The 18141-nt window shown below is 38.5% G+C and carries 11 protein-coding genes; 3 read left to right on the forward strand and 8 right to left on the reverse strand.

From position 1 onward, the window contains the following. The first annotated feature begins 145 nt into the window (after positions 1–145). A complete protein-coding gene (locus tag B6A32_RS05705; protein ID WP_085301867.1) occupies positions 146–397 on the forward strand; it encodes a hypothetical protein in 252 nt (83 codons plus the stop codon). Positions 398–1069: 672 nt separating this feature from the next. Beyond that, positions 1070–8086 (forward strand): Ig-like domain-containing protein, encoded by a 7017-nt coding sequence (locus tag B6A32_RS05710; RefSeq protein ID WP_085301869.1) that lies wholly within the window; start codon positions 1070–1072, stop codon positions 8084–8086. Between the two features lie 194 nt (positions 8087–8280). On the opposite strand, the gene B6A32_RS19200 is transcribed toward B6A32_RS05710, so the two are convergent. Beyond that, a complete protein-coding gene (locus B6A32_RS19200; RefSeq protein ID WP_143327872.1) occupies positions 8281–8466 on the reverse strand; it encodes a hypothetical protein in 186 nt (61 codons plus the stop codon). 130 nt (positions 8467–8596) lie between these two features. Between B6A32_RS19200 and B6A32_RS05715 the strand changes: the two genes are divergently transcribed. Then, the gene (locus B6A32_RS05715; protein ID WP_085301880.1) at positions 8597–10672 is read left to right on the forward strand and encodes a hypothetical protein; all 2076 of its coding nucleotides are present in this window, start codon (positions 8597–8599) and stop codon (positions 10670–10672) included. Between the two features lie 129 nt (positions 10673–10801). Here the strand turns inward: B6A32_RS05715 and B6A32_RS05720 are convergent, their stop codons facing one another. From B6A32_RS05720 to B6A32_RS05750, 7 genes are all read right to left on the reverse strand, one after another. Then, positions 10802–11050 (reverse strand): hypothetical protein, encoded by a 249-nt coding sequence (locus B6A32_RS05720; protein ID WP_085301882.1) that lies wholly within the window; start codon positions 11048–11050, stop codon positions 10802–10804. 74 nt (positions 11051–11124) lie between these two features. Continuing rightward, complete coding sequence (locus B6A32_RS05725; protein ID WP_085301884.1) at positions 11125–11343, reverse strand: hypothetical protein; 219 nt, start codon at positions 11341–11343, stop codon at positions 11125–11127. Between the two features lie 501 nt (positions 11344–11844). Continuing rightward, positions 11845–12459, reverse strand: a complete 615-nt coding sequence (locus B6A32_RS05730; protein ID WP_085301886.1) for a hypothetical protein — start codon at positions 12457–12459, stop codon at positions 11845–11847. A gap of 41 nt (positions 12460–12500) precedes the next feature. After that, positions 12501–13109: a TetR/AcrR family transcriptional regulator gene (locus B6A32_RS05735; RefSeq protein ID WP_085301888.1), complete on the reverse strand. Its 609-nt coding sequence runs from the start codon at positions 13107–13109 to the stop codon at positions 12501–12503. 31 nt (positions 13110–13140) lie between these two features. Continuing rightward, the gene (locus B6A32_RS05740) at positions 13141–14367 is read right to left on the reverse strand and encodes a threonine/serine exporter family protein (protein WP_085301890.1); all 1227 of its coding nucleotides are present in this window, start codon (positions 14365–14367) and stop codon (positions 13141–13143) included. A gap of 198 nt (positions 14368–14565) precedes the next feature. Then, a complete protein-coding gene (locus B6A32_RS05745) occupies positions 14566–15678 on the reverse strand; it encodes a PepSY-associated TM helix domain-containing protein (protein WP_085301892.1) in 1113 nt (370 codons plus the stop codon). 75 nt (positions 15679–15753) lie between these two features. Beyond that, positions 15754–17883 (reverse strand): TonB-dependent siderophore receptor, encoded by a 2130-nt coding sequence (locus tag B6A32_RS05750; protein ID WP_085301894.1) that lies wholly within the window; start codon positions 17881–17883, stop codon positions 15754–15756. Positions 17884–18141: the final 258 nt, after the last annotated feature.

Below are 18141 nucleotides of genomic sequence, written 5' to 3' on the forward strand. Positions count from 1 at the left end.
AAAGTACTTAAAGTTTACATCTAGTAAATAATCTAAAATACGAGTGTAAATTCGAGGATCTTTAAGTGAGTAAAATAAGGTAGAATCATGCATTTATCTTGATCAAGTTAATCACTAAATTAAAACAGAAGCAGCACATTAATTTATGGCAAAACCAAATAAGAAAGGTCCGACAAAAACCGTTGATATTTTTTGTGTAGCATGCAATTGCTTGTTATTTAAATACCGTAAAGGCGGCAAAGGGGCATTAGTAAAATGCTTTAAAGAACGAATTAGTCAAGATCATACGTTAGCGCCATGTGTTTGTCCTAAATGTCAAAAACCGTTTGCTCGCGAAAGCTTAATTCGGGGGCTGCCAGCTTATAAATTTATTGGCGGCAAAGTTTGGTTTAAGTAATGCTGATAATCCAAGTTAACTGAACTTAGCTTAACTCAACTTAACTCAACTTAACTAAGTAACACCTTCCAAGTGTAAGTTAGCAGAGTAGAGTAGGGGCATGTCTAGCCATAACAACTAACCTATATGATTAAATAAAAAATAGAAATTTGATTGTGGAATATTTTAAAGTGATCAATAAACTGTTTCGCTTGGTATTAATATTTTAACCTGAACTCTGAATAAACAGCACTTGCTAAACCCTCCCTTTTAAGTCACTACCTGCGTTAAAACGTCGATAAATAGCGCACGATTCATAAATCTTTTGCCTTGGAAATGGCATAAAATGAAGCATTGATGGAATTTATTCGTGATGTTCACCTGGCTATAGTATTTACTTTAACACCTACGCTTTTGACTCACTTGAGTATCAAGCACTCATTATCCAGCGTTCAGGTTATTTCAATAAACCGTTTTTGTTTTAAGTTAGTCATCTCTAAAAAGTAAATAATTTATTTCTAAGCCTTATCCGTTCGAAAATCCACATAACTCGTTAGCGAGTAAGCTAAAAATTTCCTTAAAAATATTTATATTTATTTTTTTACTTTTCAAATTAATGTCCTAGTCTTTATTTATACGTTGAACAATTTTTGATGTGTTTTAGCTTTTTCAAAATGCTGGTGGTCAATAAATATGGATGTTTATTTAAAAAAGATTTTTAGTGCATTTCGTTTGCTTGTTATTTTTCAAATGCTTGTTACATCATTTAATGTGAAAGCAGTAGAAACATGTGAAGCTGTCTTTGTTGCGAGCAGTGGTGTAGCGACAATTAATAGCGCAGATGCAGAGTTAATTAACTTTATTACCGGTGGGCTACTGGGGCTTAATATAAAACTCTCTGTTGCTGACACCGAATATAGTGCTTTATTAGCGGCAGGTATAGAGTTAGAAAGTTACTTAGATACTTTAGCGGTTGACCTTAGTGTTGCAAATAAATCTGATGCTGTTGCTGCAAACATATCTTTAGTGCAAGCCATTGATGCCGCCATAACGGTATTGCAAGCCCAAGGCAGTAATGCACTTGCCATTGCAACCCTAAATTCGATTAAAGTTCAGGCGCCCGTTGGTACTTTTTCATTTTCTGATGTTATAGATTTAAACGCAGAAGATAGCGCCGTATTATCTACTACCGTTAATTTGCTAGACTTTCACATGTTAATAGTACAAGCATTTAACCATCAAAATGCTATTAGTGCTCAAAACATTTCTTTAAATTTATCTAGCCTCGGACTCGATGGCACTGTTGGTCCGTTGTCTGTTTCACTTGGAGATATATCTGCCGCTTTAATTGCTGTTGAAGGGCCTAAATTGGTTAGTGGCCCAGTGGGTACGGCTTTTACTACTTCGTCTATTCGGTTAAGAATATTAGCAGATCTAGTTGATGTCGCAGCCGCACCTTTAACGCTCGGCGTGGCAAGTGTTGCGGTAACGCTTACTGACTTTGAAATTTATGCTGATGTTGCAAGAGCAAATGGTACGGTAGATCAGCTTTCGTATTTATCTCAAACCCTGCGACTCAATGTCACACCAGGAGTTGCAAGTTTATATTTGGGCCAAATTAGTGCCGCTGATTTCAATGATAGAACATTAAACAGTAATATTGATTATGCAACAGAAGTGTCGCCAGTAACGATAGGCAGTATAGATATCAGTGTTTTTGGCAGTAGTGAAACTATTGCGTTGCGAGCACGCGCAAATGCTAATGCAAATGGTAGTTTAGAAAGTCTTAATTTTATTGCTCCATTTCCTGAAAGCCAAACGACTACAGCAGGTGCTAGCATTACCAATACACTGCTTTCTTCTTTAATAAGTAATACTGAGCTGTCACTTGCCGTTGGTCCGGTTTTAGTTGACCCCACTTTATTATTAAGTTTGGTTAAAAGCCTTGTCTTAGATGATATTTTATCACCTGTTATCAGTAGCATATTAACGAATTTTGCTGACCCTGTTATGAGTGCGTTAGGAATCAGTATTGGCAATGCTACTGAAAAAGTATTTGCCATAAATGGTGATAGCTGTATACCAACAATTGATAGTTTAAATACTGCTGACTCTTCACCGTTACTTAGTGGTTTAGCATATCGCTCGACAGAGGACTCAGAGCTATTAACTATTGAATTAAACAATATTACTTATCAAGAAGATATCGACTTTGTAGTCACTAACAATCAATGGTCGTTAACTGTACCTCCTGGAGATTCACTGTCTGAAGGAACCTATAATGTTATAGCCACCGTGACTAATGGCATCGATAGTATTGTCGATCAGAGTAATGCCGAGTTAACCATTGATTTAACTCGGCCTTCAATTCAAATTCAAAATGTTCCAAGCAATAGCAGTGCTGCTTTTACTGCTACTTTTTTGTTTAGCGAGCCGGTAAATAATTTTACCCTTGGCGATATTTTGGTTTCTAATGGCAGTGCGAGTGATTTTACTTCTATTACAAGTAGTACTTATACGGCATTAATTTCGCCTATAGCAGATGGAACTGTTACTTTAGATGTGAATGCTAACGTAGTACAAGACATTGCAGGTAACTTGAATACTGCAGCGACTCAAGTAAGCAGTACCTTTGAGGCGACTCGTCCTTCTGTGGTTATCCAAGGTGTGCCCGTTACTTCTAACAGTGCTTTTACCGCAACGTTTGTTTTTAGCAGCAATGTCACAGGATTTATACTTAATGATATTAGTGTAGATAATGGCATTGCGAGTAATTTTCTTACTATTAATGGCAGCACTTATACGGCTGATATAGCACCGTCAGCCAACGGAGTGGTAACGGTAGATGTGTTTGCTAATGTTGCACAAGATGGTTCAGGAAATTTAAACACTGCTGCTACTCAAGTGATCAATCAATATGATACGGTTCCACCGTCAGTTGCTATTCAAAGTGTGCCCGCTAATTCCAATATGGCTTTTACGGCAACTTTTGCTTTTAGCGAAGCCGTTACAGGGTTTAGTAATGGTGATATCACGCTAATAAATGCCACAGCAAGCAACTTTACTACCGTAAATAGTAGTACTTATAGCGCTTTGATCACACCGTTAACCGATGGTTTAGTCGCCTTAGATGTTGGTGTAGGCGTTGCACAAGACAGTGCTGGTAACTTAAATACGGCTGCTACCCAAGTCAACAGTCAATATGATACTAGCCGTCCTTCTGTCGTCATTCAAAATGTTCTGGCTGTAAGCTCGGCCCCATTTACAGCAACGTTTTCTTTTAGTGAAGCGGTAACTGATTTTACAGTGTCAGATATCGCCATTAGCAATGGCGCTGCAAGCAATTTTTCAGTGGTTAATAGCAGTACCTATTCGGCCTTAATTTCGCCGAGTATTGGGGGGACTGTAACTATAGATGTTAATGCCAATGTTGCTCAAGACATTGCAGGCAACCAAAATACGGCTGCAGCTCAGGTTAGTAGTAATTATATTGCAACTTTGCCAACGGTAACGATTCAAAATGTCCCGGAAAATTCAAACACGGCATTTACCGCCACGTTTGCCTTTAGTGAGGCAGTCACTGGTTTTGAAGTGGGTGATATCTCGCTCATTAATGCCACAGCGAGTGCTTTTGCTACGGTAAACAGTAGCACGTATACCGCTTTGATCACGCCATCGGCTCAAGGGTTAGTAACCTTGAATGTGGGTGTTAATGTTGCGCAAGACAGTGTAGGGAACTTTAATATTGCAGCGGTACCGGTTGTCAGTTTATTTGATACAACACGTCCATCTATCGCCATTCAAGGTGTGCAGCCGCAAAACATTACGCCATTTACTGCCACCTTTACGTTTAGTGAAGCGGTAGCTGACTTTATTGTCAGTGATATTACACTGACCAATGCCACAGCGAGCGCTTTTACTACGGTAAGTAGCAGCAGTTATACCGCGTTGATCACCCCAATAGCCGATGGCACGATCACCTTGAATGTGAATGCCAATGTTGCCCAAGATGTTGCTGGCAACTTAAACACAGCGGCCACACAAGTGAGCACAGAATTTGATGCTATTTTACCAACGGTAACGATTCAAAATGTCCCAGCGAATTCAAACACGGCATTTACGGCAACGTTTGCTTTTAGTGAAGCCGTAACCGGTTTTGAAGTCGGCGATATCTCGCTCATTAATGCCACAGCGAGCGCTTTTGCTACGGTAAACAGTAGCACGTATACCGCTTTGATCACGCCATCGGCTCAAGGGTTAGTGACCTTGAATGTCGGAATTAATGTCGCGCAAGACAGTGTAGGGAACTTTAATATTGCTGCCGTACCGGTTGTCAGTTTATTTGATACAACACGTCCATCTGTCGCCATTCAAGGTGTGCAGCCACAAAACATTACGCCATTTACCGCCACCTTTACTTTTAGTGAAGCGGTAGCTGACTTTATTGTCAGCGATATTACACTGACCAATGCCACAGCGAGCGCTTTTACTACGGTAAGTAGCAGCAGTTATACCGCGTTGATCACTCCGATAGCCGATGGCACGATCACCTTGAATGTGAATGCCAATGTTGCCCAAGATGTTGCTGGCAACTTAAACACGGCGGCCACACAAGTGAGTACAGAATTTGATGCTATTTTACCAACGGTAACGATTCAAAATGTCCCAGCGAATTCAAACACGGCATTTACGGCAACGTTTGCTTTTAGTGAAGCAGTCACTGGTTTTGAAGTGGGTGATATTTCATTAATTAATGCGACAGCAAGTGCTTTTGCTACGGTGAACAGTAGCACGTATACCGCTTTGATCACGCCATCGGCTCAAGGGTTAGTGACCTTGAATGTCGGAATTAATGTCGCGCAAGACAGTGTAGGGAACTTTAATATTGCAGCGGTACCGGTTGTTAGCCTCTTTGATACAACACGTCCATCTGTCGCCATTCAAGGTGTGCAGCCACAAAACATTACGCCATTTACCGCCACCTTTACTTTTAGTGAAGCGGTAGCTGACTTTATTGTCAGCGATATAACACTGACCAATGCCACCGCGAGCGCTTTTACTACGGTAAGTAGCAGCAGTTATACCGCGTTGATCACCCCAATAGCCGATGGCACGATCACCTTGAATGTGAATGCCAATGTTGCCCAAGATGTTGCTGGTAACTTAAACACGGCGGCCACACAAGTGAGTACAGAATTTGATGCTATTTTACCAACGGTTACGATTCAAAATGTTCCGGCGAATTCAAACGCGGCATTTACCGCCACGTTTGCTTTTAGTGAAGCAGTCACTGGTTTTGAAGTCGGCGATATCTCGCTCATTAATGCCAGAGCAAGTGCTTTTGCTACGGTAAACAGTAGTACGTATACCGCTTTGATCACGCCATCAGCTCAAGGGTTAGTAACCTTGAATGTCGGAATTAATGTCGCGCAAGACAGTGTAGGTAACTTTAATATTGCTGCCGTACCGGTTGTCAGTTTATTTGATACAACACGTCCATCTGTCGCCATTCAAGGCGTGCAGCCGCAAAACATTACGCCATTTACCGCCACCTTTACTTTTAGTGAAGCGGTAGCTGACTTTATTGTCAGCGATATAACACTGACCAATGCCACCGCGAGCGCTTTTACCACGGTAAGTAGCAGCAGTTATACCGCGTTGATCACCCCGTTAGCCGATGGCACGATCACCTTGAATGTGAATGCCAATGTTGCCCAAGATGTTGCTGGCAACTTAAACACAGCGGCCACACAAGTGAGCACAGAATTTGATGCTATTTTACCAACGGTTACGATTCAAAATGTCCCGGAAAATTCAAACGCGGCATTTACCGCCACGTTTGCCTTTAGTGAGGCAGTCACTGGTTTTGAAGTGGGTGATATCTCCCTCATTAATGCCACAGCAAGTGCTTTTGCTACGGTGAACAGTAGTACGTATACCGCTTTGATCACGCCATCAGCTCAAGGGTTAGTGACCTTGAATGTGGGAATTAATGTCGCACAAGACAGTGTAGGGAACTTTAATATTGCAGCGGTACCGGTTGTTAGCCTCTTTGATACAACACGTCCATCTGTCGCCATTCAAGGTGTGCAGCCACAAAACATTACGCCATTTACCGCCACCTTTACTTTTAGTGAAGCGGTAGCTGATTTTATTGTCAGTGATATTACACTGACTAATGCCACAGCGAGCGCTTTTACTACGGTAAGTAGCAGCAGTTATACCGCGTTGATCACTCCGATAGCTGATGGCACGATCACCTTGAATGTGAATGCCAATGTTGCCCAAGATGTTGCTGGCAACTTAAACACGGCGGCCACACAAGTGAGTACTGAATTTAATGGAAGTCGACCGACTGTTTCAATTGAGAATGTTCCTGCTAGGGCTAATAGCAGCTTTACTGCAACGTTTTTATTCAGCGAAATAGTAATAGGGTTTGAACTCAGTGATATTAATGTTACTAACGCGAATATCGGAAATTTTACTGTTGTTGATGGCAGCACTTATACCGCAGTAGTAACACCAACAATAGATGGATTAGTGACATTAAATGTAAATGCTAATGTGGCTCAGGACATTCAGGGGAATCTTAACACCGCAGCAACACAGGTTAGCGGTTTATATGATACGAGTAGACCAACAATAGTTATTCAAAATGTACCCGCGAATAGTTTAGATGCTTTTACTGCAACATTTGAATTTAATGAAACAGTGATCGGATTTACTCTAAGTGACATAAGCTTAACGAATGCTACAGCGACTAACTTTACTGTGATTGACGGTAATACCTATACTGCGCTGATCACACCATCACTCAATGGCTTAGTTACCTTAGCTGTTAATGCTAATGTTGCACAAGATAGTGCGGGCAACCTAAATACAGCTGCTACGCAGGTTACAAGTGAATATGATGCTAGTCGCCCTTCGGTTGTAATTCAAAATATTCCAACTGCCACCAACATTGCCTTCAGTGCTAGTTTTGTCTTTAGTGAGCCAGTCAGCGACTTTGCTGCAAATGATATAACTGTAACCAACGCCAGTATTACTAACTTTACAGTTATTGATAGCAGTAACTATAGCGCGTTAATAACAGCGTCAATAGAAGGCAATATTACGATAGATGTAAACGAAAATGTTGCTATAGATAATTTCGGCAACTTCAATACTGCGGCAACGCAAGCTACTAGCATATACGATATTACCGCTCCCGATGTCAGCATATTAAGTGGCCCAGTAATTAATAGTGTCAACCAATTAAATTATCAAATAGAAGGTACATGTAGTACAAGCGACAGTGTAGTTTCAGTTACGATTAATGCTTTAGATCCAAGAACAGCGGTTTGTGATGATGGAACTTGGCAGTTAAATCAAGACTTTAGCACTATTGCCGATGGTGAAGGTGCTGTAAGCATTAATGCCAGTCAAAGTGATAATGCCGATAATATAGGTAATGCTGAACCAGTGGTTATCAATAAAGACACTGAGGATCCAACGCTGAGTCTTGATCGCGTTATTTATAGTGAAAATGACGCATTAATATTTATTGGCAGCTCAAATACTGAAGATGGCTCAGCAGTATCGATTATAGAATCAACAGATAATAACTTATGTAATGCAATAGTAAATACCAGGGCCTGGAGTTGTGAAAGCGAAGTTATTTTATCTGAAGGAACGTATGATTTACGAGCTGAAGCAGAAGATGAAGCTTGAAACTTAAGCATTATTTACTTCTCTCAAGTAGTAGACCTTGATGAAGATAATGACGGCATAGATAACTCTGTTGAAGGCTATGGCGATTCTGATAATGACGGCATACCAAATGCTCAAGACAGTGATTCTGATAATGACGGCATTCCAGATAGCGAAGAAGGTGTTGAAGACGATGACCGCGATACTATTCCTAACTATCTTGATACTAGCCTAGATGAAGACATTGATGGTATTCCTGATGTAATAGAAGGTAGTGCTGATATTGATAACGACGGAATTATTAATGCCTTTGATATTGATAGCGACAACGATGGCATTTTAGATAGCTTTGAAGCACAAATTTCTGGTAATGATAATGACGAAGACGGTATAGATGACATTTTCGATGCTGATATTGGCGGAGATGACCCCGACGGTGATGGTATTAGTTATCAAGCTATAGATACTGACAATGATGGCATTGCTGATTTATTAGATGCAGACTCTGATGGCGATCGTATTCCTGATGCATTGGAAGCTTTTATCGGTTTTAAAGATATAGACAATGATGGTATTTGGGATCGATATGACCAAAGCCAAACCGGTGGTGTAGATGTCGACAACGATGGTATCGATGATTTATATGATGCAGATCAAACCAATGGTTTAGATGCTGATAACGATGGTATTAATGACTTGTTGGTACTGCTTAACGATCACAATCAAAACTTTATACCTGATCACCTTGAAATTGATAGTGACAACGATGGAATTCATGACAGTGTTGAGGCTCAAGTGTCAGGATTCGACCACGATAATGATGGTATTGATGATACTTTTGATGCTGATCTTGCTAACGAGGTTGATACTAATGGTGACGGTATAATTGATATTTTTACCTTTATTGACACCGATGCCGATGGCGTTATCGATATGAATGATCTTGATAGCGATAATGACGGTGATACTGATGTATTTGAAGCTAATATTCAAGACGACGATAACAATGCCATTGCCGATGCAGGAACGCCGGTGCTTACCGTAGTAATTGATACGGATACAGACAATATTCCAGACTATGTAGATTTAGATAAAAATAACGATGACAACTTTGATATTCAAGAAAATGCCTATAGCTCATTTGATCTTAACAACGATGGTCGAGTTGACATTACAGCAGATATTGATGGTGATGGTATAGATGATTCCGTTGATGGCGACAATCAAGTATTAGGCCATGGCGATAATGCCGACAGTGATAATGATTCAGTGCTTGATGTCATTGATCAAGATGATGATAACGACGGAATAGCCGATGTTACAGAACGTGCTTTTGAAAACACAGCCAATGTAGTAAACCGCTTTTATGGTACTAACAGTGTTAGCTCTCGCGGTAAATTGAACAATGAAACACGCCGTGTTATTGACTCAGACAATGATGGAATTATCGATGAAAAAGATCGCGATAGCGATAATGACGGTATTTCTGATCTCATTGAAAATGGCAGACCTAACTTAACAGGATTAGATCATGATAGAGACGGTATTGATAATGCTTTTGACGCTGACTTTACGGGTGGTACAGATGAAGATCAAGATGGTGTTGACGATACTTATATTGTTAAAGACACAGATCAAGACTCAGTGCCTGATTACTTAGATCAAGATAGTGATAACGATAACATTAGCGACAATGTAGAGCAATTAACAGTTCCTCCATCAGGAATTGACGCTAATGGTAATGGTATTGATGACACTTTAGTCGTATTATCAAACCCCGACGGTGACGATATTCTGAATTTTCAAGATACCGATAGTGACGGAGATAACATCAGAGATATTGATGAACAAGCCGTTGATTTTGACAGCGATGGAACCCCAAACTACTTAGACCTTGATAGTGATAATGATAATATTACCGATGCTATTGAAGGATTATCTGATTTCGATACTGACGGGGCGTCTAACTTCTTAGACCTCGATAGCGATAACGATAATATTAGTGATGCCATTGAAGGTGAGGCAGATTTTGATACCGACGGGGCGTCTAACTTTTTAGACTTAGATAGTGACAATGATAATATTAGCGACGCCATTGAAGGAGAAGATGATTTCGATGCTGACGGGGCATCTAATTTCTTAGACTTAGATAGTGACAATGATGACATTAGCGATGAAGCTGAGGGGGAGAGCGACTTCGACAGTGATGGAGCTTCGAACTTCTTAGACTTAGACAGTGATAATGATGGTATTAGCGATAAAGTGGAAGGGGTAACTGATTTTGATGTAGATGGCTCTTCAAACTATTTAGACTTAGACAGTGATGGCGATGGCATTAGTGATGCTGAAGAGGGAGATATTGACACCGATAATGATGGCACACCTAACTTTTTAGACCTAGATAGCGATAACGATGGTATATCTGATAAAGACGAGAATGGTGATTTTGATGCTGACGGAGTTAACGATGCTAACCAAGGCCAAGGACAGGTTGAGAGTAGCTTGAAAGGATCAGGAAGTTTTCAAGGACCCGCTATTTTATTACTTATAATTTTATGCTTAATTCGCAACAGAAAGCGCAGTGTTACAATGAAAATATTACTGTAAAAAGTTTAAAAGCGATTTAAAAATTCATTGAGGAAAGCGCAGAAATAAGTGAACTCAAATTCATCAACCCACTTGTATAAATGGGTTAAATAATTTGAGTTACTTAACGTTTTTGACTAGATAAGTCGCTTAAGCTTTAGGCAGAACTTTAATTTGTTCGTAGTAGCTAGCTTCTAACTCATCATTAATACAAGTTAATAAGTAACTGTTTTTTTCTGATTCGCTTACTTCATCTTCGATAGCATCACTTTTACACTGCTCAAACAAGCTCATAATATAATCATGTGATGCTGGCATTAATTCAGGTTCTTCGTCTTGGCTAAACGCTGCATTCGAGGTTAACGCCATAACAGTTAATGCTAAAATTAATTTTTTCATAGTAAATCTCAATAATTAATATACGTATATTTACAGGTATTACGCCTGAGTATTAAGGTACGGATATTTTTTAATTACATGTCCCAGTAGTCACTTAATGAATTAAGTTGTCTATCTAGGTATCTTTTTTCGTTTAAAGAATCTAATCGCTGTCTGATCCGGTAAGTTTGTTTAGCGGTTTTTCTAATTGCTTTTTTGTTGGCTGAACCATAGGCAATTTCAAAACCAGCAATACCAGTATCAAAATTTGAATCGTCATCAATATCAGTGTCGTCATATGTATCAATGTTCATTTCTTTACCTTATAAAAACATCATCGTTGTATTTTCGCCTAGATAATGTGCTCAAAATTGGTAATTGAAAAGTGAAATATTTTGCGATTATTAATCAAAAATTTTTATCAAATATAAAAATTAATCCAAAACTCTATTAATGAATAATTAGCTGCAATTATTGTGTATTTTTATTAAGTGCTAGCACTAATAAAAGGTATAAAAATCAGGTTTTTGATGGCTTTTCGATGGCATTTTGATGGGTTATTGTGGCTTTGTTAAACACAAGTTCATTTGTGTTTAATGCGAGTGTTCACTTTAAAAGTGACGAGAGGGAGATGTAATATCTACTGTTTAGAAGAGGCGCAGTGGTAATGCTTTATAGTTAAGGGTTATGCAAGCCATTAATTTTAGTTTTTTTGCTTTTACTGTTAAAGCAAAGAGTGTTGTTAGGTAAAAGACGAGTAATCGTTACTTTATTTAAACCAACGCCAAAACGTCTTCGAATACCCGAAAAAAAACTTAAGTTAGGTTGTTTTTTGCTTCGCTACGTTGCTGAGCTAATATTTGTAGTTGTTTAGATTGTTGATGCAAGCTATTACGCACTAATGCTTCTTGATCTTCTTCTCTAATATGATGAAAAATTACTTTATGTTGGTTAGTGCAATCGACTACCTCAGTACTTACAATTTCTCCAATGGCATAAATAGCGCTGTTTTCTTCAGGAAAGAATAATTTTAATTCAATAAAGTCACCACAGTTAAAAACACTAGTCTCGTTAGCATTAAATATTAAACCACCGCCACCAAATTTAACGGCTGTAAATCTTTTATTTTCTTCGTCTTGCTGGCCTAGAATATAACCAATTAACAAATCCATTTTTTTAGCTTGATGGTTTAAATACTCCATTAACTGGCTAGCAACACCCGCAACGGTTTGCAGTGGACGCAAAGCGCTTTGGTCTAAAGTATTTACTTCTGAGGCAATTTTAAAAGGGGCTGGCATGGTAGTGATAAACTGCTGAAAATCGGGTAATTGACTTTTATCAATAACAGTAGCGTTAATGTTAAAAGTATAATTTATAGAAAAAAACTCATCAAATTGAGCCAGTTTTGTTTGATTTTCAGTTGTTGTCATAAATATATTACCTTTAAGCTGATTTAGGCTTTAGTATCGCTTTACTTTTTTTGGCTACTAGCGAGAAAAACGTTAACGGCACATTCACACATTTCATCAATTTGGTTTTCTTGCGCGTAAATTCCGTCAATAACTAAACGCGCTATACCATGCAAAGTAGCCCAAGTTACTTGCGCTAGCCTGAGTGAGTTTTCATCTTGTATCATAATACCTTGTTCTTGCCATAGCTTGGTCATTTCAACTTGGTAATTGAAACTGGCGTAGGCAATTTTCTTCAAGGTATCAGTACTGTTATTTTCTTTCCAAATTACACGACCAAACATTAGCTCGTAAAGAGAAGGATTTTGCGTGGCAAAGGCAATATAAGCGTGAACAAAGTTACGATACTTGTTTTCATTAGAAAGGTTTTCTTGTGAAAAAATTTCACTCACGCGCTTGTGCCATTGTTCAAAACCTTGTTCTGCAATGGCACAAAGTAAATCATTTTTATCGGTAAAGTGGTGGTAAGCCGCTGTGCGAGATACGCCAATACGCTCGGCTAGTTTACGAAACGACAAACCTTCAATGCCACCTTCTGTCACCATATCAGTTGCAGTGCTCACTAAAGATTTTCTTAAGTCACCGTGGTGATATTTTGTTTTAGTTACCATGTGGTTATTCGTTTAGTTTTATTGCTGTTCATTACAGTATTTTTCTCGATGGAAATGCGACATTCGCAAAAATTAGCCCTGCCACTAATGACATAAAAATTAAAAATGTTTGCGAGCCAATATCGGTTGCATTGAGCATAACTTGTCCCGATACCGCATTACTTAAACCAATATACACTTTACTTCCTGGTACCAACACAACAAGGCCCATTAATTTTACAATACTCGAAGGTAAGTTCATGATACGAGAGAAAATACTACCATAAATTCCTAAAGCAAAAGCACCGACAAAAGCCCCTAATGCTACACCTAAATATTCAGCACCTAAAATGCTAGCACCGAAGGCAATGTAGCCTGAAATTATCCCCCAAGGCGCATCTTTTTTACGACACTTAAATAAAATAACTAAGCTGATTGATAACGTAGTAACTGCGGCCCATGAGGTCCAATTTGGTGTGCTAGGTGGTTGAATAAATGCCACTTCACCCCACATCATTTTGCCTAAAGCTATACCTAATACACCACCAAAATAAATTTTAAACAGTATCATCAAGGCATCCATTAGCCTTGCGGTACCTGAAATTAAATTACGCGCAGCAAGCTCTGATAAAGCCAATGTTAAAGACAAGCCGGGAATAAAAGCAATAATGCTCGATAACACCACCAGCGGAATATTTATACTGGGATCAATTAATGCAATTGCTGTTGCTAAAATCGCCGTTGTCATGGCTGCAATAGGCTCTAACATGTCGGTAACACGTCGAGAACGTTCAGCCCAAAAGGTAAATAAACACACAATTAAGCCAAGTAAAGATGACCAAAAAACGTCATTCCAACTGGTGTGCATTAGCATCGCAAATGCGCCACTTGAGGCACCAAAAGCTAAAAATGTTAGAAAACGCCCGTAAGGGTTTGGTTTGTTAGCAATTTCATCTAAACGTTCAATTGCCTCTGAAAGACTGCGTTGGCCAGAGGTAAGTTCGTCAACCAACTCGTCAGCACGGGCTAAAGAGCCTAAATCTAAATCGCCGGGCGCAACACGTAGAATATGGTTATAGTCTTGGTTTTCATCATCTTCAGATAATACAAAGGTTAACGATGTTGGAGAAATAACAAATGAGCCATACACACCAAGGCTATTAGATACGTCAGATAAGTGCGCTTCTAATCGGTAAGCAGGAGTACCAAATTTATGTAAGGCTTTGCCCAAACGAATTATAAATCGACGTTTTTCGGTAAAACTATCTGAATTTGGCATGGAATATTTTTCGCAATGAATAGAGTTTTATATGGTAAATGATTCTTTCTAAAATGAAAGCACAGATGTAAGATCTTGTTAAAATTATTGCTTCACACATATCTGAGTTACTTATTTAATAGCCTTTATTTCGGCTTGCTTTCATTTTCTGATATTAAGACTAACTTCCTAGTTAGCATATCGCTTTATCAAACAAGTTCAATTGTGTTGAATAGTACGCGGCGGTATATAGGATTTTCGGCGATTTTTTTTTCTAACCCTAAACCAATAAAAATATAAACCGGTTAACGCTAACCAAAAAGGGGATAGCCCCAAAACACACCAAACAATTTTACTGGGTAAACCTGCAAAATATCCAAAATGTAATTTACGAAAGGTATCAACAACGACGTTAATTAATGGTGCTTTCCTTATATCATATGCCGACATTAAGTTACCTGTTGTACGATCGTAAGTTACCGTGCTTGCATATTCACTAGTTAAAGGATTATCACTTGGTACCTCACCAAAAAATGTAATATGTAAGTCAGGTTCAAATGGGAAAATAAAATAAGTTGGTTTATACCCTAAAATGTCTTGTTTAGATTTGTCCATTAAGAACTGAAAATCGAGTTCATTACTATATAAAGACTTAGTCATTAGAGGATGGGGTTCAATATGCTCACTGACTTCATGAACTACTGCTGAAATATTAAAATATCCACCTGTTATCGCTAAAATAATAAGTACTGGAGAGGAGGTAATCCCAATAAACTTATGTACATCACTGTAGAAAATACGTTTAGCGGCTTTAAATCTTAATGTGAACAATTTCTTCCAGAATTGGCGATATAAAATAATACCGCTAATACCAAGAAATAATAAAATAATAGCAAAAACTGACCCTAGTACCGTGCCTGTAAAATCGAGTAAAAATGTATAGTGCAGTGATAAAAGCCAATCAGTAATATCATGTGTTACTGATACAGGTGTCGATAGTAGCTCTCCTGTATATTGGTCGAGGTATAATTTATACCAGTCGCCTGTTTCTTTTTTAATAATATAAGCTGTATCAGCCCGGTATTTATCATCAAATAGCTCCCAACTTCCCATCAAATAATCAGAATGTGTAGTAGTTACTTGTTTAATTAATGTGTTGAGATCTAATCGAGAGTGCGCGGTTTCTACATTTACACTCATATACTCAGGCATCAACCAAGTATCAATTTCAACTTTGAATACTAAAATGCTGCCTGTAATCGCAATAATAATCATTGGAATGAGCGCAACTAAGGCGCTGATAGAATGCCATTTAAATAATTTTTTTCTCATTGGGAAGTCCTAAAAACAAAACATTGCATAACAATGTTTTGTTTAGTTATTACTAATAAAGCTTGTCTCTATTTGTTAGAGTACGAAGCTAATTGTTGCAGAGTAACTTGCGGGTGCACCGTAATAACCTTGTGCCCAATATAGGCTATTAATATATTTTTCATCTGTCACGTTGTATGCATTTATCGCCAGTGACATTTGCTCGTTAAACTCATAACGGGCCATTAATCCAACCAATGCATAAGCATCCTGTTTGGTAATGATTTCTTCTCCACTATTAGATAAACCTGCACCAACAAACCCCTGAGAGCGAGATATATCATCTTGCCAACGAAGGTTAACGCCCACAGTTAAACCTTCAACTTGTGGTACGTTGTATGTTGCAGCCAATTTTAGTAACTTTTCTGGCGTGTAATCAGCAACATTGGCATCGATTTCATCATCCACATCAATGTTGAAATGAGTAAAGCCAATACTAGTTTGTAGTCCAGGTAATAATTCACCGGCTAAATCAAACTCAATTCCGGAGCTTTCAATACCTTCTGTGCCGATATAACGTATTTCTGTGGGAATTGAGTTATCGTCAGCTCTGGCGACATTTTCCTGACGGGTTTCAAAGTAGGTTACCGTTGCTAAAAAATTATCATTAAACAACTGGCTCTTAAACCCAAATTCTTGACTCTTGCCTGTAATTGCATCTAGCACTTTGTTATTAATATCTAACTGCGTTTGAGAAACAAAAGTTTCAGTATAGCTAGCGTAAGCCACAACACTTTCTGTCAACTGATAAACGCCGCCAATATAAGGAATAAAAATATTATCACTCGCATCTTGTACAACATCATAAGACTCTCCCGTTATTTTCCAATCATTCTGTCGACCACCTGCGAGTAAATGAAAGTCATCACTTAAACTAAAGCGTGCGGTAAAATAAACAGCATTTTGTTCTCTGCTAACATCTGAGCCAGTTCTGCCGTCAGCAAAGGTGGGTTTTGGTGTGTTTCCGTCCCATTCTGGTAATGCAGGCATAACAGGAAAGCCATTACCTGTGGTGAAATCGTATAGTGATAACTCTTTACCTTCCATTGACGAGTGATTAGCGCCAATAACAAACTCATGCTCACGACCGAAAAATTCAAAATCACCAGATAAATAAATATCAACTAAATCATGCTTGTCATCGTTATCGTATTCACTGGCATAACCCAGTAAACCCAACTCAGAATTTTTATCTGGCGTTCCATACACATAAAATAATTCAGTATCTTCGTCGGTACTTTTATGAGAGTAAGTACCGCGCAGTTGCATGTTATTTTCAAAAATATGGGTTATTTCAAAGACCGTGTTTTGTTTTTTTATATCCCAATTAGACCAATTTGCAGACGTGTTAGTTGAGCTATCATAATTTGTTGCCGAACCGTCACTGTAAAATAACGGATTAGCCCCCCAACTATTACCGTTAGCCTTGCTATCGCTAAATGAATGGCTTAGTGATATTTCTGTATTATCAGATAATTGATGTTCAAGAAAAACATAGAATATATTTTTCTCTGTTGAATATCTGTCCAAGTACGAGTCGGCACTTTGTGTAACAGCAACGGCTCGCATTGCTGTATCATCACTAAAGTTATAGCTGCCATCAATTGATAAACGTTTACTACTCCAGCTACCTAAAGAGGCATTTATTGCTAATTCGTTTTCAGCATTAGGGCGTTTGCGAATAAAGTTAATTGTTGCAGAAGGGTTACCAACACCGGTCATTAAACCATTAGCGCCACGAATAACTTCGATACGGTCAAAAATAGCGGTGTCTTCACCTGAATGATTGTTACCAGAACTCAGCGGCAAGCCAACGCCGTCAACTTGAAAATTAGTAATATCAAAACCACGAGCAGTATAGTAAGTACGATTAGTTTCAATTCTTTCTACATTTACTCCTGTTGCAGTATCGAGAACAGTATCAATATCGTTTAATTGATAGTCACTCATTTGTGTTTCAGTAATTACCGAAACAGATTGAGGTATGTCGATAATATCGAGCGCCAACCTTGAAGCGCCACTAGCACTATGAGCACTATATCCTTTTAAGTAGTTACCTTTAACTTCAATAGTTTCAATATCATTTTTAATTAATTCATCATTCGCGTTAACACTAGTCGCTATTATTATGGCAATAGCGGTTGATGATAATTGTAATTTCTTCACGTTTACTTTCCTATCAAGGGGTGGGGGATAAAGTGGACTTTCCTACTCAATCAAATTGTACTTCCTAATTATTGCGAATAATAACGATTATCATTTAAATTGTAAATAAGAATTATTACGATTAATGTTTTTTAAATGCGCTTTGAGCCTTTGTTAGAAGGTATCGATCGTTGGTAAATAAACTAGGCGGGTTAGAAAGTATAAATAAGGCAATTTATACATGCATTAAATAAAAGGTAACCATGAGCATGGCGTTTG

Source organism: Colwellia polaris, assembly GCF_002104515.1.
In the GTDB taxonomy this organism is placed as follows: Bacteria; Pseudomonadota; Gammaproteobacteria; order Enterobacterales; family Alteromonadaceae; genus Cognaticolwellia; species Cognaticolwellia polaris.